This is a genomic window from Streptomyces sp. SLBN-118 (assembly GCF_006715635.1).
Lineage (GTDB): Bacteria > Actinomycetota > Actinomycetes > Streptomycetales > Streptomycetaceae > Streptomyces.
This window is the reverse complement of record NZ_VFNP01000001.1, coordinates 2,709,798-2,733,856: the sequence shown is the minus strand read 5'-3', so window position 1 is coordinate 2,733,856 and position 24,059 is coordinate 2,709,798. Positions and strand designations below refer to the sequence as shown.

General features: G+C 70.6%; 20 protein-coding genes. 15 read left to right on the top strand and 5 right to left on the bottom strand.

Features of this window, described 5'->3' with window-relative positions; translation table 11 throughout:
* The first annotated feature begins 105 nt into the window (after positions 1-105).
* The 6 genes from FBY35_RS12160 to nudC all read left to right on the top strand — a co-directional run bounded on the left by FBY35_RS12160 (position 106) and on the right by nudC (position 10,939).
* Positions 106-465 carry an MGMT family protein gene (locus FBY35_RS12160; RefSeq protein WP_313904673.1) on the top strand — a complete coding sequence of 120 codons (360 nt, stop codon included), beginning with the start codon at positions 106-108 and terminating at the stop codon, positions 463-465.
* A 170-nt stretch (positions 466-635) separates the two neighbouring features.
* Positions 636-4,103 (top strand): ATP-dependent DNA helicase, encoded by a 3,468-nt coding sequence (locus tag FBY35_RS12155; protein ID WP_142213811.1) that lies wholly within the window; start codon positions 636-638, stop codon positions 4,101-4,103.
* A 65-nt stretch (positions 4,104-4,168) separates the two neighbouring features.
* Positions 4,169-5,008 (top strand): hypothetical protein, encoded by an 840-nt coding sequence (locus FBY35_RS12150; protein WP_142213810.1) that lies wholly within the window; start codon positions 4,169-4,171, stop codon positions 5,006-5,008.
* A 114-nt stretch (positions 5,009-5,122) separates the two neighbouring features.
* The gene (locus FBY35_RS12145) at positions 5,123-8,536 is read left to right on the top strand and encodes an ATP-dependent DNA helicase (RefSeq protein ID WP_142213809.1); all 3,414 of its coding nucleotides are present in this window, start codon (positions 5,123-5,125) and stop codon (positions 8,534-8,536) included.
* A gap of 10 nt (positions 8,537-8,546) precedes the next feature.
* Positions 8,547-9,944: a dipeptidase gene (locus tag FBY35_RS12140; RefSeq protein ID WP_142213808.1), complete on the top strand. Its 1,398-nt coding sequence runs from the start codon at positions 8,547-8,549 to the stop codon at positions 9,942-9,944.
* A 47-nt stretch (positions 9,945-9,991) separates the two neighbouring features.
* The gene (gene nudC / locus FBY35_RS12135) at positions 9,992-10,939 is read left to right on the top strand and encodes an NAD(+) diphosphatase (protein ID WP_142213807.1); all 948 of its coding nucleotides are present in this window, start codon (positions 9,992-9,994) and stop codon (positions 10,937-10,939) included.
* A 13-nt stretch (positions 10,940-10,952) separates the two neighbouring features.
* Here the strand turns inward: nudC and FBY35_RS12130 are convergent, their stop codons facing one another.
* Positions 10,953-11,195, bottom strand: coding sequence for a mycoredoxin (locus FBY35_RS12130; RefSeq protein WP_142213806.1), 243 nt, complete (start codon positions 11,193-11,195; stop codon positions 10,953-10,955).
* A gap of 170 nt (positions 11,196-11,365) precedes the next feature.
* On the opposite strand from FBY35_RS12130, the gene FBY35_RS12125 reads away from it, so the two are divergent.
* The 5 genes from FBY35_RS12125 to FBY35_RS12105 all read left to right on the top strand — a co-directional run bounded on the left by FBY35_RS12125 (position 11,366) and on the right by FBY35_RS12105 (position 15,202).
* Positions 11,366-13,537 carry an ATP-dependent DNA helicase UvrD2 gene (locus tag FBY35_RS12125; RefSeq protein ID WP_186356919.1) on the top strand — a complete coding sequence of 724 codons (2,172 nt, stop codon included), beginning with the start codon at positions 11,366-11,368 and terminating at the stop codon, positions 13,535-13,537.
* A gap of 159 nt (positions 13,538-13,696) precedes the next feature.
* On the top strand, positions 13,697-14,026 hold the full coding sequence (locus FBY35_RS12120) for a hypothetical protein (protein WP_186356987.1): 330 nt from the start codon (positions 13,697-13,699) through the stop codon (positions 14,024-14,026).
* Between the two features lie 172 nt (positions 14,027-14,198).
* Positions 14,199-14,567 (top strand): WhiB family transcriptional regulator, encoded by a 369-nt coding sequence (locus FBY35_RS12115; RefSeq protein ID WP_142213804.1) that lies wholly within the window; start codon positions 14,199-14,201, stop codon positions 14,565-14,567.
* Positions 14,564-14,887 carry a hypothetical protein gene (locus FBY35_RS12110; RefSeq protein ID WP_142213803.1) on the top strand — a complete coding sequence of 108 codons (324 nt, stop codon included), beginning with the start codon at positions 14,564-14,566 and terminating at the stop codon, positions 14,885-14,887. Before FBY35_RS12115 ends, FBY35_RS12110 begins: the two co-directional genes overlap by 4 nt.
* 114 nt (positions 14,888-15,001) lie before the next feature.
* The gene (locus tag FBY35_RS12105; protein ID WP_142213802.1) at positions 15,002-15,202 is read left to right on the top strand and encodes a hypothetical protein; all 201 of its coding nucleotides are present in this window, start codon (positions 15,002-15,004) and stop codon (positions 15,200-15,202) included.
* Positions 15,203-15,268: 66 nt separating this feature from the next.
* Here FBY35_RS12105 and FBY35_RS12100 read toward each other — a convergent pair whose 3' ends face one another.
* Both FBY35_RS12100 and FBY35_RS12095 read right to left on the bottom strand, forming a co-directional pair.
* On the bottom strand, positions 15,269-16,633 hold the full coding sequence (locus FBY35_RS12100) for an AarF/ABC1/UbiB kinase family protein (protein WP_142213801.1): 1,365 nt from the start codon (positions 16,631-16,633) through the stop codon (positions 15,269-15,271).
* Positions 16,634-16,698: 65 nt separating this feature from the next.
* Positions 16,699-17,841 (bottom strand): TOMM precursor leader peptide-binding protein, encoded by a 1,143-nt coding sequence (locus FBY35_RS12095; RefSeq protein ID WP_142213800.1) that lies wholly within the window; start codon positions 17,839-17,841, stop codon positions 16,699-16,701.
* Positions 17,842-18,052: 211 nt separating this feature from the next.
* Here FBY35_RS12095 and FBY35_RS12090 point away from each other — a divergent pair, with 211 nt between their 5' ends.
* The 4 genes from FBY35_RS12090 (at position 18,053) to FBY35_RS12075 (ending at position 21,855) form a co-directional block, all read left to right on the top strand.
* The gene (locus FBY35_RS12090) at positions 18,053-18,655 is read left to right on the top strand and encodes a M48 family metallopeptidase (protein ID WP_142213799.1); all 603 of its coding nucleotides are present in this window, start codon (positions 18,053-18,055) and stop codon (positions 18,653-18,655) included.
* A gap of 108 nt (positions 18,656-18,763) precedes the next feature.
* Positions 18,764-20,386 (top strand): TerD family protein, encoded by a 1,623-nt coding sequence (locus tag FBY35_RS12085; RefSeq protein WP_142213798.1) that lies wholly within the window; start codon positions 18,764-18,766, stop codon positions 20,384-20,386.
* A gap of 14 nt (positions 20,387-20,400) precedes the next feature.
* On the top strand, positions 20,401-21,081 hold the full coding sequence (locus tag FBY35_RS12080; protein WP_142213797.1) for an AIM24 family protein: 681 nt from the start codon (positions 20,401-20,403) through the stop codon (positions 21,079-21,081).
* An 18-nt stretch (positions 21,082-21,099) separates the two neighbouring features.
* Positions 21,100-21,855: an AIM24 family protein gene (locus FBY35_RS12075; RefSeq protein WP_142213796.1), complete on the top strand. Its 756-nt coding sequence runs from the start codon at positions 21,100-21,102 to the stop codon at positions 21,853-21,855.
* Between the two features lie 67 nt (positions 21,856-21,922).
* Here FBY35_RS12075 and FBY35_RS12070 read toward each other — a convergent pair whose 3' ends face one another.
* Positions 21,923-22,444 carry an NUDIX hydrolase gene (locus tag FBY35_RS12070; protein WP_142213795.1) on the bottom strand — a complete coding sequence of 174 codons (522 nt, stop codon included), beginning with the start codon at positions 22,442-22,444 and terminating at the stop codon, positions 21,923-21,925.
* A complete protein-coding gene (locus FBY35_RS12065) occupies positions 22,441-23,868 on the bottom strand; it encodes a zinc-dependent metalloprotease (protein ID WP_142213794.1) in 1,428 nt (475 codons plus the stop codon). Before FBY35_RS12065 ends, FBY35_RS12070 begins: the two co-directional genes overlap by 4 nt.
* Positions 23,869-24,059: the final 191 nt, after the last annotated feature.

Sequence of the window (24,059 nt, the reverse complement as noted above, 5' to 3'; positions counted from 1 at the left end):
GCGTCGCGGAGACGAGAGGTGCCTGAGATGCGCCCCTTTGCCCGCCGGAGCCGCCTGCCCGCGCAGTCCCCGCTGCCCGGGGCGTTGTCGGTGGCGTGCGGCAGGATGGACCGGATGGAAGAGCTGCCGGAGTACGCGGAGCGGGTGCTCGAGGTCGCCGAGCTGATCCCGCCGGGCCGCGTGATGACCTACGGCGACATTGCCGAATGGCTGGAAGAGGGCGGCCCGAGGCAGGTCGGCCGGGCCATGGCGCTGTACGGGGGCGGGGTGCCCTGGTGGCGCGTCGTGCGCGCCGACGGCACACTGCTGCCCGGCCATGAGCTGAGCGCTCTGGCGCACTACCGCAGCGAGGGGACGCCCCTGCGCGACGCCGCACGAAGCGCGGACAGTCATGTGCCGCGCCTCGACATGAAGCGCGCGCGATGGGACGGCGACGAGGGTGCCGGCGACAGCGCTCACATATGACAGCTTCCGCCAAACGGGGGCTGCGCGGGCAATCGGAGGACCGTACGGAGTACCCGGACTACACGCGGTACGCGACGGACTCCCTGCCTCGCCTCGCGCTGGCGTAGCGTCGTCAGCTCGCGGCACGAACCGCTCCATCACCAGCACACCCACCAGGACCGGCGATCCACGTGAGCTCCTCCTCCACCACCGGGCGTACGCCGCACCAGCGACAGGTGCGGCGTGGGGCCCCCGGCGCGTACCGACTGGTGCGTACCCCGCCGGGCCCGGTGGATCCCCCCCACCTGGACGCAGCGCAACGCGCCGTGGTTGACCACGATCACGGTCCGTTGCTCGTTCTGGCAGGTCCCGGCACCGGCAAGACCACCACACTGGTCGAGGCGGTCGCCGCGCGCCTGGCCAAGGGGGCGGATCCGGAGCGGATCCTGGTGCTCACCTTCAGCCGCAAGGCGGCGGTGGAACTGCGCGACAGGACGGCGCTGCGGCTCGGCGGTACGAAGGGGCCGCAGGCGACGACCTTCCACTCCTTCTGCTACGCACTGGTGCGCGCCCACCAGGACGCCGATCTGTTCTCCGAGCCGCTGCGGCTGCTGTCCGGTCCCGAGCAGGACGTCGCCGTCCGTGAACTCCTGGCGGGCCAGATCGGCCTGGAGGCGGACGGGCTGGCGCGCAACGAGTGGCCTGACGAGCTGCGCGCCTGCCTGACCACACGCGGCTTCGCCGACGAGGTACGCGCAGTGCTCGCCCGGAGCCGTGAACTGGGCCTGGGGCCCGGTTCCCTGGCCCGCTTCGCGGCCCGCACCGGCCGCCCCGACTGGGGGGCGGCCGCGTCGTTCCTCGCCGAATATCTGGACGTTCTGGACATGCAGGGGGTGCTCGACTACGCGGAACTGGTGCACCGTACGGTCCTGCTGGCGGAGCGTCTGCCGTACGCGTTCCCCTACGACGCGGTGTTCGTGGACGAGTACCAGGACACCGACCCGGCCCAGGTCCGGCTGCTCCAGGCGCTGGCCGGGAGCGGCCGCACGCTGGTCGCCTTCGGCGACCCGGACCAGTCGATCTACGCCTTCCGCGGTGCCGACGTGAACGGCATCCTCGACTTCCCGGACGCCTTCCCGCACGCGGACGGCAGTCCGGCGGGGGTCGCGGTGCTGACGGCATCCCGCCGCAGCGGATCGAAACTGCTGGACGCGACCCGCCTGCTGACGCGCAGGATGCCGCTGCCCCGCCTTGCGTCGGAGAAGGTCCGGGCGCACCGGGAACTGGGTGCGGTCCGTGAGGGCGGCCGGATCGAGACGTACACCTACCCCACGGCCTCCACGGAACTCGACAACATCGCGGACATCCTGCGCCGGGCCCACCTGGAGGAGGGCGTCCCCTGGGGTGACATGGCGGTCTTGGTCCGAGCAGGCGGCCGCACCATCCCATCGGTCCGCCGGGCCCTGACTTCGGCGGGCGTCCCCCTGGACATAGACGGCGACGATCTCCCCCTGCGCCACGAACCGGCGGTCGCGCCACTGCTGACGGCGTTGCGCGCTGTGGCGGAGGCGGCGACGCCGGGCGGCTCGGGCTCGGGCTCGGGGCCGAGCCCGGACGCGTCGGCGGTGGCGGCCGCGCATGCGGGCGGGTCGACCGAGGCCGGTGCCGGCGTGCCGAGGGAAGGCGTGGCTGCCGACGGTCACGAACCCCCGCCCGGGGCGCGCCGCGAGGCCGACGGGGAGCCGGAGGAGTCCGGGGGGCCCCAGGAGGCCACCACCGCATCCCCCTGGCTCGACACCGAGACCGCCCTCGACCTTCTCGCCTCCCCCCTCGGCGGCATGGACACCGCCGACCTCCGCCGTCTCGGCCGTGCCCTGCGCGACGAAGAGCGCGCCGGCGGCAACAAAATCCCCCCGCCCTCCGACGAGCTCCTCGCCCGCGCACTGGCCGAGCCGGAGCGCCTCATCGCCCACGACCCCGCGTACGCCCGCGGCGCGCAGCGGCTCGGCGCGCTCCTGCGCACGGCGCGCAAGCTCCTCGAAGGCGGCGGCACCGCCGAGGAGGCTCTGTGGGAGCTCTGGGCCGGCACCCCCTGGCCGCAGCGCCTGGAGCGTGCCGCCCTCCGCGGCGGCGCGGCAAGCCGCAATGCCGACCGCGACCTCGACGCCGTCTGCGCGCTCTTCGACACCGCCGCCCGGGCCGAAGAGCGCACCGGCGGCCGCGGCGCGCTCAACTTCCTCGAAGAAATCGAGGCCCAGGACATCGCCGCCGACACGCTCTCCAAGAGAGAGGTGCGTTCCGACGCCGTGCGGCTGATGACCGCCCACCGTTCCAAGGGCCTCGAATGGAGCCTCGTCGTCGTGGCGGGCGTACAGGAGGGTCTGTGGCCCGACCTCCGCCGCCGCGGCTCACTCCTGGAGGCCGACCGAATCGGCCGCGACGGTCTCGCCGAACCGCTCACCCCCGGCGCCCTCCTCGCCGAGGAAAGACGGCTCTTTTACGTCGCGGCCACCCGCGCCCGCGACCGCCTCGTCGTCACCGCCGTCAAGGCACCCGCCGACGACGGCGACCAGCCCTCCCGATTCCTCACCGAACTCGGCGTCGAGCCCAAGGACATCACCGGCCGCCCCCGCCGCCCCCTAGCCGTCGCCGCGCTCGTGGCCGAGCTGCGCGCCACCACAGTGGACCCGCAGGCGAGCCCCGCGCTGCGCGAGGCCGCCGCCCGCCGCCTCGCCCGCCTCGCCGCGCTCACCGACGACGAGGGGCAGCCGCTGGTGCCCGCAGCCCACCCCTACCGCTGGTGGGGCCTGTACGAGCCGACCCACAGCCGGCTGCCCCTGCGCGACCGGAACGAGCCCGTCACCCTCTCCGGCAGCGCGCTGGACCAGCTCGCCAACACCTGCGCCCTCCAGTGGTTCCTGGGCCGAGAGGTGAAGGCGGACGCCCCGGCCACCGCGGCACAGGGTTTCGGCAATGTGGTGCACGTACTGGCCGACGAGGTCGCCTCCGGACAGACGCCCGCCGACCTCGCCGTCCTCATGGAGCGCCTCGACTCGGTCTGGAACGCGCTCGTTTTCGATGCCCCCTGGAAGTCGGAGCAGGAGAAGGCGCACGCGCGCGTGGCGCTCGAACGCTTCCTGCGCTGGCATGTCATGGACCGTGGCGGCCGCGCTCCCGCCGCCACCGAGCACGGCTTCGACGTCACCCTGGAGGCGGGCGAGTACGAGGTTCGCATCCGGGGCTCCATGGACCGCGTCGAGCAGGACGCCGAAGGACGCGCGTACGTCGTCGACTTCAAGACCGGCAAGCAGGCCCCGACCCGCGAAGAGGTGGCCCGCCACCCCCAACTCGCCGTCTACCAGCTCGCCGTGCGTGAGGGCGCGCTCGACGAAGCCTTCGGCGGCCGCCGCCCCGAGCCGGGCGGCGCCGAGCTCGTCCAGCTGCGCCAGGCCGCCGCCAAGAAGGAGGGCGGTGAGGACCTGCCCAAGGTTCAGGCGCAGGAGCCGCTGGCGGGGGAGTGGGTCGGCGAGCTGCTCGCCACCGCCGCGGGCCGCGTCCTCGACGAGCGCTTCACACCGACCGCCGGGCAGCACTGCACCCACTGCGCCTTCCGCGCCTCATGCAGCGCACAGCCGGAGGGCCGCCAGATAGTGGAGTGAGCGGCGCTGTGACGTGGGTCACGAGGGCCGTGCGAGGGACCACGTGATCTGCGGAGGAGAGGGACATGGCGGCCAAGCGGAAGTTCCTGGTCATGGCGGTGGTCGGCGCCGCCGCGATCGCCGGATTGGCCGGCTGTTCCACCGGTGGCGAGTACGAGGCGCCGAGCGGCACCGGGAAGATCGAGAAGAACGAGGCCGTGGAGGCAGCGGCCACGAAGGCTTCGGACGACCCGTTCGGCGGACTCAGTGCCGACCAGATCGCCGACAAGGCCGTCGCGGCCACCAAGTCCGCGCGGTCCATCCGGATCGCGGGCAAGGTCACGAGTGGGGCCGAATTGCTGACAGTCGACTTCGCGGTGGACAGCAAGGGATCCTGCACCGGCAAGATCGGGATGAGGGGTGGCAACGCCGAGCTTCGCAAGGTCGGCAAGGTCCTGTACATCAAGGGCGACGACACATTCTGGAAGGCCTCGGTCGGCGCGCAGGCCCATGGCATCACCGACCTGCTGAAGGGCCGCTGGATGAAGGTGCCGCAGGGCAGCTCGTCCGCCATGGAAGGGGTCTGCGACCTCAAGGCCATGCTCGCCGACACGAACAAGGACGCGTTGGAGCGCCAGGGCATGACCAGGGGGCCCGACGCGGCCGTCGGCGGCAAGCCGGTGGTGACCCTGGTGAAGAAGAAGCCGGGCGGCGAAACGCTCACCATGTACGTCGCCAAGGAGGGCGCGCCGTATCTGCTCAGGGTCGTCAAGAAAGGCGGAACCGAGCCCGGCACGCTGACGTTCTCGGACTTCAACAAGCCGGTGAAGGCCGTGGCACCGCCGCCGGACCAGGTGGTGGACCTGGGCAGCCTGGGCTCGTCCGTCGCGGGTGGCGCCCTCTCCCGTACCGGCGCGGGAGCCTGACGCGGTTGTCCCCGCGGGAGCCTGACGCGGTTGTCCCGCACCGGCGCGGGAGCCTGACGCGGTTGAGGCCGACGGGAGCCGGCGCTGTCAGTGGTCCCCACTAGCCTCACTGAGGTGACCGCACGCATCAGCGACCCCGAGCAGCTCAAGGAGCTCCTCGGCATCCCCTTCACCCCGGAGCAGACCGCCTGCATCACCGCGCCGCCCGCCCCTCAGGTCATCGTGGCCGGGGCCGGGTCGGGGAAGACGACGGTCATGGCCGCGCGGGTGGTGTGGCTCGTGGGCACCGGCCAGGTCGCCCCCGAGCAGGTGCTCGGTCTCACCTTCACCAACAAGGCGGCGGGCGAACTCGCCGAGCGCGTCCGCACCGCGCTCGTGCGCGCCGGAGTGACGGACCCCGACGTCATCGACCCGGACAACCCACCGGGCGAGCCGCGCATCTCCACGTACCACGCCTTCGCCGGGCAGCTCCTGGCCGACCACGGGCTGCGGATGGGCCTGGAGCCGACCGCCCGCCTGCTCGCCGACGCGACCCGCTATCAGCTCGCCGCGCGCGTGCTGCGCGAGGCGCCCGGGCCCTACCCCTCGCTGACCAAGTCCTTTCCCTCTCTGGTCAGTGATCTGCTGGCGCTCGACGCGGAGCTCGCGGAGCATCTCGTACGTCCGCAGCAGCTCGCCGCCTACGAGGGAGAACTGCTGCGCACGCTTGAGAGCGTCCGGCTCAGCAACGCCGAGCTGCGCAAGGTCCCACAGGCCGCGGCGGCCCGCCGTGAGCTGCTCGAACTGACCGTCCGCTACCGCGAGGCCAAACGCGCGCGGGACCTCCTCGACTTCGGCGACCAGATCGCCCTGTCCGCCGAGCTCGCGCTGACCAGGCCAGAGGTCGGGACGATCCTGCGGGACGAGTTCCGGGTTGTTCTGCTCGACGAGTACCAGGACACGTCAGTGGCCCAACGGCTGCTGCTGTCCGGCCTGTTCGGCCAGGGCACCGGTCATGCCGTGACTGCCGTCGGCGACCCCTGTCAGGCGATCTACGGCTGGCGCGGAGCCTCCGTCGCCAACCTCGACGACTTCCCCGCGCACTTCGCCCACGCCGACGGCAGCCCGGCCACGCGGTTCTCGCTCAGCGAGAACCGCCGCAGCGGGGGCCGGCTGCTGCACCTCGCCAACGGCCTGGCGGAACCCCTGCGCGCCATGCACGCGGGCGTGGAGGCGCTGCGCCCCGCGCCCGGCGCCGAGCGCGACGGATCCGTGCGCATCGCCCTCCTCGACACCCACGCGCAGGAGATCGAATGGCTCGCCGACTCGATCTCCCATCTGGTGCGTACGGGCAAGGAGCCCGGCGAGATCGCGGTCCTGTGCCGTACGGCCGGTGACTTTCCCCAGATCCAGGGCGCGCTGGTCGCCAGGGACGTCCCGGTGGAGGTGGTCGGCCTGTCCGGGCTGCTGCACCTCCCCGAGGTCGCCGACCTGGTCGCGGTGTGCGAAGTCCTCCAGGACCCGGGGGCCAATGCCTCGCTCGTACGACTGCTCACCGGTCCCCGCTGGCGGATCGGCCCGCGCGACCTGGCCCTGCTCGGCCGCCGTGCCCGGCTACTCGTCCACCGCACCCCGGCCGACGGCACGGACCCGGACGAACGGCTGGCCGCAGCCGTCGAGGGCACCGATCCGGCCGAGGTCATCTCGCTCGCCGACGCGCTGGACACCTTCATGGAGTCGGCGGGCGGGGAGGACGACGACCTTCCCTTCTCGGCCGAGGCCCGGGTCCGTTTCGCCCGCCTCGCCGCGGAACTGCGCGACCTGCGCCGCGCTCTGGCCGACCCGCTGATGGACGTCCTGCACCGCGTCCTGTCCACCACCGGCCTCGAGGTCGAACTCTCGGCATCCCCGCACGCCCTGGCCGCCCGCCGCCGCGAGACCCTCGCCAACTTCCTGGACACGGCCGCCGGTTTCGCGGCGCTCGACGGCGAGGCTTCGCTGCTGGCATTCCTCGCCTTCCTGCGTACGGCCGCGCAGTACGAGAAGGGCCTCGACAACGCCCTGCCGGGTGGCGAGAACACCGTCAAGGTCCTGACGGCCCACAAGTCCAAGGGCCTGGAGTGGGACGTCGTTGCGGTCCCCGGCCTGGTCGCCGGACACTTCCCGAACGACCAGGCACGCGAGGCCTGGACCTCCCAGTCCAAGGTCCTTCCGCATGCTCTGCGCGGCGACGCGGGCACGCTTCCCGACGTGCCGTCCTGGGACGCGAGAGGCCTCAAGGCATTCAAGGACGCCATGAAGGACCATCAGCGCACGGAGGAACTACGCCTGGGCTATGTCACCTTCACCCGCCCCCGCTCCCTGCTCCTCGGCTCGGGCCACTGGTGGGGGCCGACACAGAAACGCCGACGGGGCCCGTCGGCGTTCCTGCAGGCGCTGTACGACCACGGCGTGGAGGGCTTCGGCGAGATCGAGATCTGGGCGGACGAACCGGAGGAGGACGCGGGGAACCCGTCCCTGAGGGAGTCGTCGCAGGACCATGCCTGGCCGCTTCCTCTGGACCCGGATTCGCTGTCCCGCCGCCGTGCGGCGGCGGACACGGTGCTGTCGCACCTGGACGCGCTGACGCTGCTCCCGGAGGATCCGGACGGGCCGGGGGACCCCGAGGGCCCGGGGGACCCGGAAGACCCATGGGACGACGAGCCGCCGTGGGACGAGGACGCCGCCCCTGAGCCGGAATGGGAACAGGCAGCCCCGTCGGCGGACCTTCCGCACCAGCGCCGCGAGCCGTTCTCGCGTCATGAAGCCGGCGCTCCCGGGGGTGTGGGGGCAACCCCAGAGGACAGCCGCACCATCGCCTCGTGGGACCGCGACCTCACCGCCCTCACCGGCGAGCTCCGCCGCAGCCGCGCCACCGTCCGCGACGTACCCCTGCCGCCCTCCCTGTCCGCCTCCCAGCTGATGCGCCTGGCCGCCGACCCCGACGGCTTCGCCAAGGAGCTGGCCCGCCCCATGCCCCGACCTCCGCAGCCCGCCGCCCGCCGGGGCACCCGGTTCCACGCGTGGGTGGAGTCCCGGTTCGAGGAGCTGCCCCTGCCGATGCTGGGACCGGACGAGCTCCCCGGGGGCGACGCCGACGACCCCGGGATCGTGGACGAGCGCGACCTGGCCGCACTGAAGGAGGCGTTCGAGCGGACCCCGTACGCACGCCGTACCCCCTACCGCGTGGAGTCGCCGTTCCAGCTCACCCTCGCGGGCCGCGTGATCCGGGGCCGTATCGATGCCGTCTACCGCGACGACGCGGACGGCTCGTACGAGATCGTCGACTGGAAGACCAGCCGTACACGCACGGCGGATCCGCTGCAGCTGGCCATCTACCGCCTCGCCTGGGCCGAGCAGCACGACCTCCCCCCGGAAGCCGTCAAAGCCGCATTCGTCTACGTGCGCACCGGCGAGATCGCGCGACCCACCGCCCTCCCCGGCCGGGCCGATCTTGAGCGCATCCTGCTGGGCGAGACGGCCGACGAGACAGCAGCAGAGGCCCGTTAGGCTCACCTGCATGAGCGACACCCCGGACAGCGCTGTCCGTACGTACATAGAGCAGCACCGCGCCGCCTTCCTCGACGACCTCGCCGACTGGCTGCGCATTCCGTCCGTGTCGGCCCAGCCCGATCACGCCGCGGACGTACGACGCAGCGCCGACTGGCTCGCAGCCAAGCTCAAGGACACCGGCTTCCCCGTCACCGAGGTCTGGACGACGCCCGGCGCACCCGCCGTCTTCGCCGAGTGGCCCTCCGGCGAACCGGACGCGCCCACGGTGCTCGTCTACGGCCACCACGACGTCCAGCCGGCCGCCCGCGAGGACGGCTGGCACAGCGACCCCTTCGAGCCCCTGATCGCCGACGGCCGGATGTACGGGCGGGGCGCGGCCGACGACAAGGGCCAGGTCTTCTTCCACACCCTGGGTGTACGGGCCCATCTCGCCGCCACCGGCCGCACCGCCCCCGCGGTCAACCTCAAGCTGCTGATCGAGGGCGAGGAGGAGTCGGGTTCGCCGAACTTCCGCGCACTCGTCGAGGCCAACGCCGCCCGGCTCGCCTCCGACGCCGTGATCGTCTCGGACACCGGCATGTGGTCCGAGACGACGCCCACCGTCTGCACCGGCATGCGCGGCCTCGTGGAGTGCGAGATCGATCTGCATGGCCCGGACCAGGACATCCACTCCGGCTCCTTCGGAGGCGCGGTACCCAACCCGGCCACCGTCGCCGCCCGCCTCGTCGCGGCGCTGCACGACGCCGACGAGCAGGTGACGATCCCCGGCTTCTACGACGGCGTCCCGCCGCTCACCGGCGCGGAGCGCGAGCTGCTTGCCGAGCTGCCCTTCGACGAGGCGTCCTGGCTGAAAACCGCCAAGTCGCACGGCACCCTGGGCGAGGCCGGATACACCACTCTGGAGCGCATCTGGGCCCGCCCGACCGCCGAGCTCAACGGCATCGGCGGTGGCTATCAAGGCCCAGGCGGTAAGACGATCATTCCGTCGTCGGCGCAGCTGAAGCTCACGTTCCGGCTGGTCGCGGGACAGGATCCGGACACGATCGAGAAGGCCGTCGGCGCATGGGTCGCGGATCGCGTCCCGGCGGGAGTCCGCCACGAGATCCGCTTCAGCGCCTCGACCCGCCCCTGTCTGACCCCACTGGACCACCCCGCGCTGCAGTCGGTCGTACGGGCCATGAGCCGCGCCTTCGACGGGCAGAAGATCCGCTTCACGCGCGAGGGCGGCTCGGGACCCGCCGCGGACCTGAGGGACGTCCTCGCGGCACCAGTGCTGTTCCTCGGCATCTCCGTACCGTCCGACGGCTGGCACGCCCCGAACGAGAAGGTCGAACTGGACCTGCTCGTCAAGGGCGTCGAGACCACCGCCCACCTGTGGGGCGACCTCGCCCAAGCCCTGCGCTGAACTCCGCTGACACGACACCCAATCCACCCGGGGGAGTTGGAAATACCGTGAGCACCAACAGCTACGCCACCGCGGACCGCCCGATCGTTCTCACTGCGCCGACCGGCATCGACCGCGAGGCGCACCACCGCCTCGACGAGGCATGGCTCGCGGCGGCCTGGAGTCACCCCACGACCCGGGTCTTCGTCGTCTGTGGCGGCCAGGCGCTGATCGACGACACCCCCGACGGCCGTACCGAACTGGTGATGACCCCGGCCTTCGAGGCGCCGGTCACCGAGACCCACCGCTACTTTCTGGGCACGGACGAAGAGGGCGTGCGCTACTTCGCGCTCCAGAAGGACGCGCTTCCCGGGCGTATGGACCAGTCGGCCCGTCCGGCGGGGCTGCGCGAGGCCGGACTGCTGCTGTCTCCGCGCGACGCCGGGCTGATGGTGCACGCCGTCGCGCTGGAGAACTGGCAGCGGCTGCACCGCTTCTGCTCACGCTGTGGCGAGCGCACGGTCATCGCTGCCGCGGGCCACATCCGCCGCTGCCCCGCCTGCGGCGCCGAGCACTACCCCCGTACCGACCCTGCTGTGATCATGCTCGTCACAGACGAGCAGGACCGCGCGCTGCTGGGCCGCCAGGTCCACTGGCCGGAGGGACGCTTCTCCACGCTCGCGGGCTTCGTCGAGCCGGGCGAGTCGATCGAGCAGTCGGTGCGCCGGGAGGTCTTCGAGGAGGCGGGTGTCACGGTCGGCGATGTCGAGTACGTCGCCAGCCAGCCCTGGCCCTTTCCCTCCAGCCTCATGCTCGGCTTCGTCGCGCGGGCGACGTCCGCGGAGATCAACGTGGACGGCGAGGAGATCCACGAGGCGCGCTGGTTCTCCCGGGACGACCTGCGGGCCGCCTTCGAGTCCGGGGAGGTGCTGCCTCCCTACGGGATCTCGATTGCGGCCCGCCTGATCGAGCTCTGGTACGGAAAGCCGTTGCCCAAGCCCGGTGATGTCGGCTGAGAGGCCCTGCGGCTCAGACGCCGATCTTCTGCTTGACCTGCGCCAGCGAGGGGTTGGTCAGCGTCGAACCGTCCGAGAAGAGCACGGTCGGGACGGTCTGATTGCCCCCGTTGGCCTTCTCGACAAAGGCCGCGGACTGCGGGTCCTGCTCGATGTTGATCTCGGTGTACGCGATGCCCTCGCGGTCCATCTGGCTCTTCAGCCGACGGCAGTAGCCGCACCACGTCGTGCTGTACATCGTCACAGTGCCCTGCATCGTCTTTCGCGCTCCTTTGTCTCGCCGTGCGGTCGCTCTTGCCGGGTGCGTGTTCGCACCGGGTACAAAAACGTACGCGACCTGTCCACCATTCCCGCATTAGTACGACTGCGTGGGGCCCCTGTGGACAAGGGCCACGGCAGTCTCTGCCGACCTGGCAGCATGGCGGTGTGACAGCAGCAACGCACTCCTCTCTTTTCCCGCAGGTCCCCGAGTCGGCGGACGCGGTGCTCGACGGGCTCGACCCCGAGCAGCGCGAAGTGGCGACGGCCCTGCACGGTCCGGTGTGCGTGCTGGCAGGCGCCGGCACGGGCAAGACACGCGCCATCACCCACCGCATCGCGTATGGCGTGCGCGCCGGCATACTCCAGCCCGCCAGCGTGCTGGCCGTCACCTTCACCAACCGCGCCGCAGGCGAGATGCGCGGGCGCCTGCGCCAGCTCGGCGCGGGCGGTGTGCAGGCACGCACCTTCCACTCCGCCGCGCTGCGCCAGCTCCAGTACTTCTGGCCGAAGGCGGTCGGCGGCGAGCTGCCCCGGCTGCTCGAGCGCAAGATCCAGCTGGTCGCCGAGTCCGCGGCACGCTGCCGTATCCGGCTCGACCGCAACGAGCTGCGGGATGTGACGAGCGAGATCGAGTGGGCCAAGGTCACCCAGACCGTCCCCGCCGACTACCCGGCTAAGGTCGCCAGATCTCATCGCGACGCCCCGCGCGATTCGACCGAGATCAGCCAGATCTACGGGATGTACGAGCAGCTCAAGCGCGACCGATCGGTGATCGACTTCGAGGACGTCCTGCTGCTCACGGTCGGCATCCTCCAGGACCGGCACGACATCGCCGAGCAGATCCGCAGCCAGTACCAGCACTTCGTGGTGGACGAGTACCAGGACGTCAGCCCGCTCCAGCAGCGCCTGCTCGACCTGTGGCTGGGCGACCGGGACAGCCTCTGCGTCGTCGGCGACGCCAGTCAGACGATCTACTCCTTCACCGGAGCGACGCCCGACCATCTGCTGAACTTCCGCACCCGCCACCCCGGCGCGACCGTCGTCAAGCTCGTCCGCGACTACCGCTCCACACCGCAGGTCGTCCATCTCGCCAATGGCCTGCTGAGCCAGGCCCACGGCCGCGCCGCCGAGCACCGCCTCGAACTGATCGCGCAGCGCGAGGCCGGCCCCGAGCCCGCCTTCACCGAGTACGCCGACGAGCCGACCGAGGCCGAGGGCACCGCCCGCCGTATCCGCGACCTGATCGCCGCGGGCGTCCCGGCCGGCGAGATCGCCGTGCTCTACCGCATCAACGCCCAGTCGGAGGTCTACGAACAGGCGCTGGCAGATGCCGGGGTCCCCTACCAGCTGCGTGGCGCCGAGCGCTTCTTCGAACGTCAGGAGGTCAGGGAGGCGGGCATCGCCCTGCGCGGCGCCGCCCGTGCAGGAGGCAATGACTCCCTGCTCGACGACGCCGGGGACCTGCCGTCCCAGGTCCGGGCCGTGCTGTCCACCAAGGGCTGGACCACCGAGCCGCCCGCCGGATCGGGCGCGGTGCGCGACCGCTGGGAGTCCCTGGCCTCATTGGTCCGCCTCGCCGAGGACTATGCCCGGGTCAAGCCGGAGGCGACCCTCTCAGATCTGGTGGCCGAACTCGACGAGCGCGCCGCCGCCCAGCACGCCCCCACCGTCCAGGGCGTCACCCTCGCCTCGCTCCACTCGGCCAAGGGCCTGGAGTGGGACGCCGTCTTCCTGGTCGGCCTCACCGAGGGCATGATGCCGATCACCTACGCCAAGACCGACGAACAGGTCGAGGAGGAGCGCCGACTGCTCTATGTCGGCGTCACCCGGGCGCGGCTCCATCTCTCGCTGTCCTGGGCGCTGTCGCGTTCCCCCGGTGGCCGCGCCTCGCGCCGGCCCACGCGCTTCCTCAACGGGATGCGCCCGGGATCGGTCGCCCCGGGCGCCCGCGGCGCGGGCGGTGGAGGCGGCATCGAGCGCGGCGCCGGCCGTCGCAAGCGGCGCGGACCCGTGCTGTGCCGTGTCTGCGGCAAGACGCTGACGGACGCGGGCGAGATGAAGCTGATGCGCTGTGAGGACTGCCCCTCCGACATGGACGAGGCGCTGTACGAGCGTCTTCGGGAGTGGCGCTCGGACCAGGCGAAGGAGCTGGGCCAGCCCGCCTACTGCGTCTTCACCGACAAGACGCTGATGGCGATCGCCGAGGCCGTGCCGGGCAGCGAGGGCGAGTTGGCCCGGATCTCTGGCGTCGGCGGACGCAAGCTTGAGCGTTTTGGAGCCGATGTGCTGGTCATCTGCGCAGGTCAGGAAGTTGGAGGGAGCGACGAGGAGGACTGATACAAACTCGTCGAGAAAATAGTTTGCGCGCGCCCCAGCCAGCCCCATAGGTTCTTAACCACGGGAACAGCGACTTCTCTGAAGCCCTGTCCTCGTGCTGTACTTATCCGAATACGCGCGATCGGCCCCGGCCGGTCCTCTAGACGCCGAGAGGAGGCGATTCCAGTGATCAGCACCAAGACCTGCTTCACCAGCACGAAAATGACCGATCGCTCGGTCGTCTCCGCCTGCACGCTCGGCGCCACCGCGGCGTTCAACGGCACCGGTCTGTCCGGCTTCTCCGCCGTGCTTCCCGTGTCCGGCCTGGGCGGCCTCCCCGTCCTGGAGCGCAATGAGCGACCGACCAAGGCACTGGAAGCAGGAGTAGCAGCGGCAGAGGCTCGGGCCTATGCCATTGCGGCGGCCGGTGCCGAAACCCAGAAGCAGACGACGCAGCACCACAAGATGTGGGCCTTCCGTGGGCTCGAATCCTGGAGTGATCCAGCCTGATCCAGATCAGGCCGGCGCCTTCAGGGCCGCGGAACCCCACCCGGGATCCGCGGCCCTTCTGTTTTCCCCGAACGGGGACGACAGAGCGAAGGGGCCTCGGGACAAGCAGCACCCGGTACCAGCCGACACCCGGCCAACAGGCCGGAAACGACCAGACGAGGAAGACACCACCGTGCAACTCGAAGCGCACGCCCCGTCCGTACCGCCTTCCGAGACGATCCCCCCGCCCGCCCTCACGGAGGACTCCACCTTGACTCCGCTCACCGCGCTCTCCGCGCTCGACGACGCCATCGAGAACCTCGGCGTACCCGTCCCCTGCCGTGCTTACGACCCGGAGGTCTTCTTCGCCGAGTCCCCGGCCGACGTCGAGTACGCCAAGTCCCTCTGCCGCACCTGCCCGCTGATGGAGGCTTGCCTCGCGGGCGCCAAGGAGCGGCGTGAGCCGTGGGGCGTCTGGGGCGGAGAGCTTTTCGTCCAGGGCGTGGTCGTCGCCCGCAAGCGGCCGCGTGGCCGCCCGCGCAAGAACCCGGTCGCGGCATGACCGTCATCGGAACCATCGACCGCCCCATCACGCACGATCCCCAGAAGCTGGCCCCCATGACCTCTTCCACCAGCGAGCCGTCCGGCTCCGCCACCCCAGACGTCACCACCACCGGCGCGAACGCCTCGCGTCAGAACAGGACCCGTGAGATGCAACTCATCCCAGAAGCCCTGGCCCGTGCGCATATGCACGAGCGCCTGCGCGAAGCCGAGGTCGAAAGCCAGGCCGTGCGCCTGGTCGCCGCCCGGCGGATGCAGCGCCGCGCCGAGCGCGCTTCGCTGCGTGCCCGCCGCGCGCTGGCCATGGCCGTCATGCACTGATCGCGCAAGCGCTCCGCCACATACACAGTGAACCCGCGGGGGCCGGTCCGAACGGACCGGCCCCCGCGGTGCGTTGTCCCTGCGGCAGGTCCCTGACGGAGTTATCGTCACGAGGTGGACCAGCAGCAGACTCCTCACCCTGCGCAGGCGGGTGCCGAGAGCATCGTGTGTTCCCACTGCGGCGCCGTCGCCGAGGGACCACCGCCGACCTGGACCTGTTCCGTGGAAAACGGCGCCCGTCACTACTTCTGCGACGACTGCGCGCGGGCCAACATCAGAGCTATCGAGGGCAGACTCGACTCCGACTGGTGGTGATCGCCGGCTGACGCGGAGTGGCCGGTTTAGAGGCCCCCGGGTGGCGGTGCGCCCGGCGGCGATCGCTCACGCCTGCGCCTCGACCGCCCTGCCCTCCTCCTCGTCCTCCGGCAGGAAGCCGGGCAGCCACGACTCGAGTTCGTCCCGCAGGCGCACGGCCGCGTTCAGCTGGCACAGCACCCCGATCGTGCTCAGCGTCACCCGGTGTATCAGCAGATACGAGGGCGGCAGGTTGAGCTGCTTGCCCAGCTGATGCGCGGGGGAGCGGATATCGGCGATCCGGGCCGCCTGGTTGCGCATCCAGCTGCGGGTGAACGTGAACTCCCCGACCTCCGCGGGCTCGATGATCGGCAGTAGATACTCGAGCACCGCCTCCGGGTCCAGCTCTATCGACTCCTTGACGAAGCCCGCCTCGCACAGCAGCTCATAGACTGCCTCGGCCTCGCCCTCCAGCGTCATCCGCAGACAGTCGCCGATGGTCTGCGGCAGCCCGCCTGGCAACCGGTCCACGGTGCCGAAGTCCATCACGCCGAGCCGCCAGCCTTCGCCGTCTTCCTCCGGAAGCAGCCGGAAGTTCCCCGGGTGCGGATCGGCGTGCAGCAGTCCCGTGCGCGCCGGGCCGGAGAAGAGGAAGCGGGCCAGCAGCTGCCCTGCCCGGTTCCGCTGCTCCTCGGTGCCGTCCGTGATCACCTCGGCCAGCGGGATTCCGTCTATCCACTCGGTCACCAGCACCTGATCGCTCTGGTACACCACATCCGGCACCAGCACATCGGGATCGTCGGCGAACTCGGCGGCGTGCTCCCGCTGTGCCTGCGCCTCCAGCTCGTAGTCCAGTTCCTCCGAGACCCGGTCGCGAAGTTCTGAGATCAGCGGTTTGATGTCCATGCCCGGGATCAGCGGCCCGAGCAGCCGGGCGAAACGGCTGAGCTGGGTGAGGTCGGACAGCAGCGCGTCCCCCGCCCCCGGGTACTGCACCTTCACCGCGACCTCACGCCCGTCGTGCCACACCGCCCGGTGCACCTGGCCGATGGACGCGGCGGCCGACGGCTTGTCCTCGAAGTTCAGGAACAGCTCCCGCCAGTCCTCGCCCAGCCGCTCGGCGAGGATCGCGTGGACCGTACGCGTCGGCATCGGGGGCGCGGCGTCCTGGAGCTTGGTGAGCGCCGCCCGGTAGGGGCCCGCGACCTCCTCGGGAAGCGCCGACTCGAAGACGGACATCGCCTGCCCGAACTTCATCGCACCGCCTTTGAGCTCGCCGAGCACCTTGAACAGCTGCTCCGCCGTGCGCTGTTGCAGTTCCCTGGCCACGATTTCCGCGGACTTCCCGCCGATCCTCTTTCCCAGGCCCCAAGTGGCCCGCCCGGCGAAGCCCAGTGGCAGTGCGGCCAGCTTGGCGGTCCGGGTGACCGCCTTCCGGGGAAGATCAGACATGTGCCCCTCCAAATCCCAGACAGCCGTGCCGCGTGTGCCTTACGGCATTGCTCCGTTGACGGCCGTTACCCGGCCATTGTCTCGTGCGGTGACCCGAACTCCGCCGTGTGTCTCGCCTCACTCTTCCCTCTCGCCCCGCAGGCACAGTGGAGATGTGGCGTGAACGTCTCCGAGCGCCATTCCAGCAGCGGCAGCGAAACCTCCCATCGCGCTCCCGTGCTCGCGGGCAGTTCCCCGTCGAGAAAAGACAGTGCGTGCGCCGCCGTCATCCCTGCAACCGCCGTGGCCAGGGCGACATCGCAGGCCGGCAAGGCGCGGGGTCCCGACCGCCACTGCGCGAGCAGCCTTGCCCTGCCCGGATCCCGCTCCACGCCGTCCAGCTCCAGACAGCTTGCGCATGCCGTCCCGCCGGGCAGCACCAAGGGGCCGACCACACCGGTCGCTTCGACAACTCCCGCATAGATATGGGGCGTTCCGCCGGCGATCCAATCCGTGGCGCCGGCCGGGTCGGGTGCGTAGGCCGCGAGGCCGTCCCGTGGGGTCACCACAACCAGAGACAGACCTGGCTCACCAGTGCCCGGTGCCGTCCTGGACTCGGTCGCGCGCGGCGGGCGGTCGGGTGAGGTCCGCCGCACCAGCTGCCGGGCCGCCGCCTCCCGCCGGTGGCCGATCGCTTCCGCCGGCAGTCCGCCGGGGGCCACGTCCCACGGCTCCGCGCACCCGCCGTCGAGCACTTCGACCCGGCCCACCCCTGAGGCCGACAGCAGCGACGCGACCGTCGCACCCACTCGGCCCGCCCCCCGGACATGGACATGCATCGCTCGCCGGGCCGCCAGGCGCCGTATCCCGCCGCCCGGTTCGGGATCGATCACGGACAGCGATGCCAGATCGGGGCGCAGCCGGTCGAACGCGCCTGTCCGTTTCCGTAACGCTTCGGCCGCGGGCCCCCCGCCCGTCGGATCGTCGAGCAGTCCGGCCGCTGTCAACCGCTTCACAAGTGCGTCCACTTGTCCCTCCGGAAGCCCTATCGCCCGTGCTTCCTGGCGCAGCAGCGGCAGTCCCCGCGTCCCGTCGAACAACTCGAGCAGGGTTCCCGTCGCCGTATCCACCGGGCCGACCGTCACCGCATGCGCGGGCGTCACCCCGAACTGCACCGACTGCCGCTCCCGCCATGCCCGCTTCAGGGCAGGCTTCACCATCGGATGCATTTACACGTCCCCCGTCCCAACGTCCCCGTTGAAGTCTTGTCGGATCTCTCCGCTGATCTGTTGTCAGAATGCACGGCAGCGCCGAGGGATGTGAAAAGTTATCCACAGGCATGGGGTATTAGTCGTTCAAATGGTGCAGCCATGGAGTGGATCAAGCTCGAACCGTTCCGGAGGCGGGACTTCCCCCACTGGCAGCGGGTAACGTCGGGGCGTGTCCGTCGACCCGTCCCCTCGCTTCGCTGGGGAGACCCCACAGCGCAGCACGAAAAGCCGACCGCCCCGCGGATCGGGGACGAGCGCGGTCGAGGTCCGAAGGAGCACCCGGCGCAGCCGAACGGTCTCCGCCTACCGCGAGGGTGACCGCACCATCGTCCTGATCCCCGCCCGGATGTCCGAGGCGGAGGAGCGGCGCTGGGTCACGGTGATGCTCGACAAGCTCGCCGCCCAGGAGAGCAAGCGCATCCTCGGCGACAGTGAACTGGCCGAGCGCGCCGAGCGTTTGTCCGCCCAGTATCTGGACGGACGCGCAAGACCGACATCCGTGCGATGGGTGACGAACCAGAACACCCGCTGGGGCTCCTGCACCCCGGCGGAGGGCAGCATCCGCCTGTCGCACCGCCTGCAGGGGATGCCCGAGTACGTCGTCGACTATGTGCTCGTCCATGAACTGGCCCATCTCCTGGTGCCGGGCCACGGACCGCGCTTCTGGCGACTCCTCGAGGCGTATCCGCGCACCGAGCGTGCGCGGGGCTATCTCGAGGGCGTCGTCGCGGCCGACCGGCTGCCGCACCTGCCCGCCGCACGCGGAGAGTGACCGGCGACCGTCCTGTACCGAATCTGTACCGGCTTGGCTCAATGTCTGACTGAGCCGTTAGCCTGGCGCGACGGATTCACCTTTCGGGATGGGGGACGGTCGTTACGCATGGCCAGGGAATTCCAACGCGGCCACAAGGCCAAGATCAGTGATCTGACGCCGGGAACGGATCTGTACGTAGGTGTGCAGATCGCCGCTCCTGGGCTGACCTTCGACATCAGCTGCTTCGGACTCGACGCCAACGAGCAGCTTTCGGACGACCGGTACTTCATCTTCTTCAACCAGCCGAAATCACCCGAGGAGTCCATCCAGCTGCTCGGCGCGCAGTCCGGTGACACCGAGTCCTTCCGCGTCACGCTGGACCGCATTCCGGCGAACATCCACCGGCTCTCCTTCACTGCGACGATCGACGGCGCCGGACAGATGTCGCAGGTCGGCCCCGGTTACATCCGTATCGTCGCGGGAGGCGAGGAGGTCGTCAGGTACGCCTTCACAGGCTCGGAGTTCACCACCGAGCGTGCGGTGATGCTGGGCGACTTCTACCTGAAGGACGTCTGGCGCTTCGCCGCCGTCGGCCAGGGCTTCGACGGCGGGCTCGACGCGCTGCTCAAGAACTTCGGCGGTGAGGTCGCCGAGGAGCAGCCGGCCGCGCAGCAGCCCCAGGGCGCCGCGCCGTCGTTCGCGCCGCCCCCGCAGGCCGCCGCGCCTCCGGCGTTCGGGGCACCGGCCGCACCGCAGGCGCCTCAGGCCCCGCAGCCTCCGCCCTCGTTCGGCGCACCCGCCGCTCCTGCACCTGCTCCGCAGCCGAACCCGCAGCTCCACGCCGCGCCCACCATCGCGGCTCCGATGAGCCCGCCCGCGGGCGTTGTGCCGCCGCCTGCCCCGGCCCCGCACGGACAGCCGCCCCTGCAGCCGCAGTACGGCCAGGTCCCGGGACAGATGCCGGGTCAGGTCCCCGGCCAGGTCCCACCGGGCGCGCCTTCGCCGTACGGACAGCAGGCACCCTCCCCGTACGGACAGCAGCCTCCCGGCATGCCGCACGGGGTTCCGCAGGGTGTCCCGCAAACGGGCGCCGGTCTTCAGGCGGCCCTCCAGCCGTATCGCGAGAGCGCCACAGGCCAGCGCTGGACTCCCCAGAACCAGCAGCTCATGCGGGTCGATCTCACCATGGGCGGCATGCCCGTGCTGGCCCGTCAGGGCAGCATGGTGATGTACCAGGGCAAGGTCGACTTCAGCTACAAGGGCGCCGGTTTCGCCGGACGCATCGTGGGCAACACCACCGGCCAGGAGATGCAGCTGATGCGCTGCTCCGGCCGCGGACAGGTCTTCCTCGCCGAGAACGGCGCTCATCTGCACTCCATCGAGCTGCAGGGCGACGGCATTTGCGTCTCCGCCGAGAACGTCCTTGCCTTCGACGAGTCCCTGCAGCACGAAGTCCGCAGGATCGAGGGCCACGGCATTCCCGGCGGCGCGCTGTTCACCATGATGTTCCAGGGCACGGGCACGGTCGTCGTGAAGACCCATGGCGTTCCCGTGGTCCTCCCGGTCACGCCGACGACCTTCGCCGACTGCAACGCGGTCGTCGCCTGGTCGGCAGCGTCCCAGGTGATCCTCTCCAGCCAGGTCCGGCTTCGCCGCAACGCGTACCCGGGACACAGCGGAGAGACCGTCAACCTCCAGTTCCGGGGTGCCCCCGGCAACTTCATCGTCGTCCAGCCGTACGAGGTCTGAGGGAGCCCGAAGAAATGAACCAGCAACTCGCGGGCTTCGCCCCGACCCCGATCGCGGCCCGGATGGAGAACCACGGCCGCGCCATGCTCAAGGTCGCCATGTCCAGTGGCCAGGACCTGTACGCGCGCACCGGCTCGATGGTGGCCTACGAAGGCTTCGTCCAGTACGAGCCGAATCCGCCCGCCGTCCGCCAGATCGCCTCCCAGTGGGTGACCGGTGAGGGCACTCCCGTCATGAAGTGCTCCGGCGACGGACTGCTCTACCTCGCCGACTACGGCGCGGATGTCGTCGTCATCAACCTCAACAACGACTCGCTCTCGGTCAACGGCACCAATCTGCTGGCCTTCGACGCACACCTCCAGTGGGGCGTCGAGCGGGTCAAGGGCCTGGCCAAGTTCGCCGGCCAGGGCCTGTGGAACGTCGAGATCGCGGGCACCGGCTGGGTGGCCCTCACTTCGCGCGGCACGCCGATCGTCGTCGACTGCGGCCGCGGCGAGGACGAGACCTATGTCGACCCGGACGCCCTTGTCGCCTGGTCCCCGAACCTCAAGGTGAAGGGCAAGCGCAGCTTCAAGGCCTCCTCGCTGATCGGGCGGGGCAGCGGCGAGGCTTACCAGATGGCCTTCTCGGGCCAGGGCATCGTCGTCGTCCAGCCGAGCGAGGACAGTACGGACCGCCTGCGGATCCGGAACTGAGGGGAGCGAGAACACGCCATGCAGAGTCCGCTTTTCAGCCACACGGAACAGCAGTCCCAGGACCGGTACGTGGTGCAGAACCCGCAGCTCCTGCGGGTCTCGCTCGCCGGCCACGACGATGTCCTCGCCCGCAAGGGCGCCATGGTCGCGTACCAGGGGCTTGTCGATTTCGACGGCGAGTACCAGACGAGCAATCAGCGCCGTGCCCGCGCCAACACCGGCGAGGGCCTGGACCTGATGCGCTGCTCGGGCCAGGGGACCGTCTACTTCGCCAACCTCGCTCAGTACATCCATGTCGTGGACGTCGACCAGGAGGGCATGACCGTCGACAGTGCCTATGTCCTGGCACTCGACTCCGCGCTGCACACCGAAGTCATCGCGGTGGACAGCCAGTACGGAATCTCCGGTTCCGGGAAGTACCAGCTCAATATCTCCGGTCGGGGGAAGGTCGCGCTGATGACCTCGGGCCAGCCGCTGATGATGCAGGTGACGCCCGACAAGTACGTCAACGCCGACGCCGATGCGATCGTCGCATGGTCGTCCGGGCTGCGGGTGCAGATGCAGGCGCAGACGCATTCCTCCGGTGTACGGCGAAGGCGCGGCAGCACCGGCGAGGGCTGGGAACTGAGCTTCCTGGGCCAGGGCTTCGCGCTGGTGCAGCCCAGTGAGGTCATGCCGCCCCAGAGCGCCGAGATCGGGCAGGGGCTGCGTGCGCAGTACGGGGTGGGCCAGCACGGCGCCCATGCCCAGAACCAGAACAACGCCTGGAACTGACGCGCCATAGGACACGCGTAAGGGGGCGGCCTCCTCGGAGGCCGCCCCCTTACGTACCTATTGCTCGCTACAGAGCCGCGCGCGTCAGCTCAAGCAGTCGTACGACCGACTTGTCGGCCACATCGGCCACCTCGTCGTAGGCGAACCAGCGCAGATCCAGCGACTCCTCGCTGATCTCCTCGACGGCTCCGGACGGAGCCAGCGCCGCGTACTGCACATCGAGATGCCAGTGGCAGGGCGCCGGAATCGGGTGCCGGTCGAGCCGTACGGGGCCACCGGGCAGCAGCGTCAGGCCGCTGATCCCCGACTCCTCCGTGGCCTCGCGCAGCGCGGCGGCGGCAAGTGTCGTGTCGTCCGGCTCGCAGTGGCCTCCCATCTGCAGCCACATGCCCAGCTTCTTGTGCAGGGTCAGCAGCACCCGCCCGCGCCCGGGGTCGACGACCAGCGCACTGGCCGTGACGTGCCCCGCCTCGCAGGCCTTCCACATTCCGTCTGGATGCGCCGCCAGATGGTCCAGATAGAGCCGGCGCAGCTCTTCCTGGTCCTCGTAGCTCTTCAGTGTGAGGACCGCGTCGTCGTGCAGGCTCACTGGTCCTTGTCGCCCTCGTCGTCCGTGCCGAGATCCTTGTCGAGATTCGGCTTGTTCCCGCCCGCGGCCTCGCCGAGCATCTTGTCCAGCTCGGAGAAGTCGAGCTGCTCACGGTGGACGAAGCCGTCCGGGTCGTCGAGATCGTCGGCTGTCGGCAGCATGTCCGGGTGCGCCCACAGGCTGTCGCGCCCGTCCACGCCCCGGGCGTCGGTGAGTGATGCCCACAGCCGGGAGGCGTCCCGCAGCCGTCGCGGACGCAGCTGAAGGCCGATCAGCGTCGCGAACGTCTGCTCGGCCGGGCCGCCGGATGCCCGCCGCCTGCGCAGCGTCTCGCGCAGGGCGGCCGCGGAGGTCAGCCGGGTCGACGCCGCCTCGTGGACCACCGCGTCCACCCAGCCCTCGACGAGCGCCAGCGCGGTCTCCAGACGGGCCAACGACGCCTTCTGCTCGGGGGTGTCCTCCGGCTGGAACATGCCCTGCTGGAGGGCTTCTTGAAGCTGCTCGGGGTTCTGCGGGTCGAACTGGCCGACCACGTCCTCCAGCTTGCTCGTGTCGACCTTGATCCCGCGTGCGTACGCCTCGACCGCGCCGAACAGATGCGAGCGCAGCCACGGCACGTGCGCGAAGAGCCGCTGGTGGGCGGCCTCGCGCAGGGCGAGATACAGCCGCACCTCCTCCCTGGGCACACCGAGGTCCTTGCCGAGCGCATCGATGTTCAGTGGAAGGAGCGCGGCCTTGCCGGCCGGGCCGAGCGGCAGACCGATGTCGGTCGAGCCGACCACCTCTCCGGCCAGCACGCCCACGGCCTGGCCGATCTGCTGGCCGAACATCGCGCCGCCCATGGAGCGCATCATGCCGATCAGCGGGCCCGCCATGGCCTGCATCTCCTCGGGCAGCACATCGCCCATGGCCAGACCGACGCGCTCGGCGACCGGATCGACGAGCTGCTGCCACGCCGGAAGGGTCGCCTCGACCCACTCGGCCCGGCTCCACGCCACGGCTGTACCGGCGCCGGAAGGAAGCGAGGTCGCTCCGTCCAGCCACAGGTCGGCGAGGCGCACGGCCTCCTCGACTGCGGTGCGCTCGGCCGGGCCGACGCTCTGGTCCTTGGTGCCGTCCGGCGTGCCCTGGGAGACCGTCTGGCGCGCGATCTGCTTGGCCATGTCCCAGTTCACGGGACCGCCCTCGTAGCTCAGCATCTGGCCGAGCTGCTGGAAGGCCGCCCCCAGGTCGTTCGGGTTCAGGGAGCCGAACATCGCGGCGAACGGATTGTCCGCACCGCCAGCGGAGCCGAAACCGAAGGGATTGGCAGGCGAAGGCCCGCCGGAGCCCTGGCCACCTCCGGCGGGTTCCTTCTTCTTGCCCTCGTCGCCGTTCTCCGGCTCCTCCGGCGGAAGGCCGAATCCGAATGGGGTGTCACTCACGGGTTTCCTCGGCTCGTAGGGCCGCCGGCTTCCTGCCGGCGGCGGCTGCCCGACATCACCACCCAGCGTAGACATGCGGGCCGCATATGGGCTCAGTGCTCCGCCGACCTTTGGCCTGCGGCAGGATGGACGCACCTGGTGCGTACGCGTTCATACGCTCACGTACTGAAGACAACCGCTGGAGACGCCTG

What these genes read in the sequence shown, in the direction of transcription:
- FBY35_RS12160 (WP_313904673.1), top strand. Translation starts at nt 106, where the DNA reads ATGGACCGGATGGAAGAGCTGCCGGAGTACGCGGAGCGGGTGCTCGAG.
- FBY35_RS12150 (WP_142213810.1), top strand. Translation starts at nt 4,169, where the DNA reads ATGGCGGCCAAGCGGAAGTTCCTGGTCATGGCGGTGGTCGGCGCCGCC.
- FBY35_RS12140 (WP_142213808.1), top strand. Translation starts at nt 8,547, where the DNA reads ATGAGCGACACCCCGGACAGCGCTGTCCGTACGTACATAGAGCAGCAC.
- FBY35_RS12130 (WP_142213806.1), bottom strand. Translation starts at nt 11,195, where the DNA reads ATGCAGGGCACTGTGACGATGTACAGCACGACGTGGTGCGGCTACTGC.
- FBY35_RS12110 (WP_142213803.1), top strand. Translation starts at nt 14,564, where the DNA reads ATGACCGTCATCGGAACCATCGACCGCCCCATCACGCACGATCCCCAG.
- FBY35_RS12100 (WP_142213801.1), bottom strand. Translation starts at nt 16,633, where the DNA reads ATGTCTGATCTTCCCCGGAAGGCGGTCACCCGGACCGCCAAGCTGGCC.
- FBY35_RS12095 (WP_142213800.1), bottom strand. Translation starts at nt 17,841, where the DNA reads ATGCATCCGATGGTGAAGCCTGCCCTGAAGCGGGCATGGCGGGAGCGG.
- FBY35_RS12085 (WP_142213798.1), top strand. Translation starts at nt 18,764, where the DNA reads ATGGCCAGGGAATTCCAACGCGGCCACAAGGCCAAGATCAGTGATCTG.
- FBY35_RS12080 (WP_142213797.1), top strand. Translation starts at nt 20,401, where the DNA reads ATGAACCAGCAACTCGCGGGCTTCGCCCCGACCCCGATCGCGGCCCGG.
- FBY35_RS12075 (WP_142213796.1), top strand. Translation starts at nt 21,100, where the DNA reads ATGCAGAGTCCGCTTTTCAGCCACACGGAACAGCAGTCCCAGGACCGG.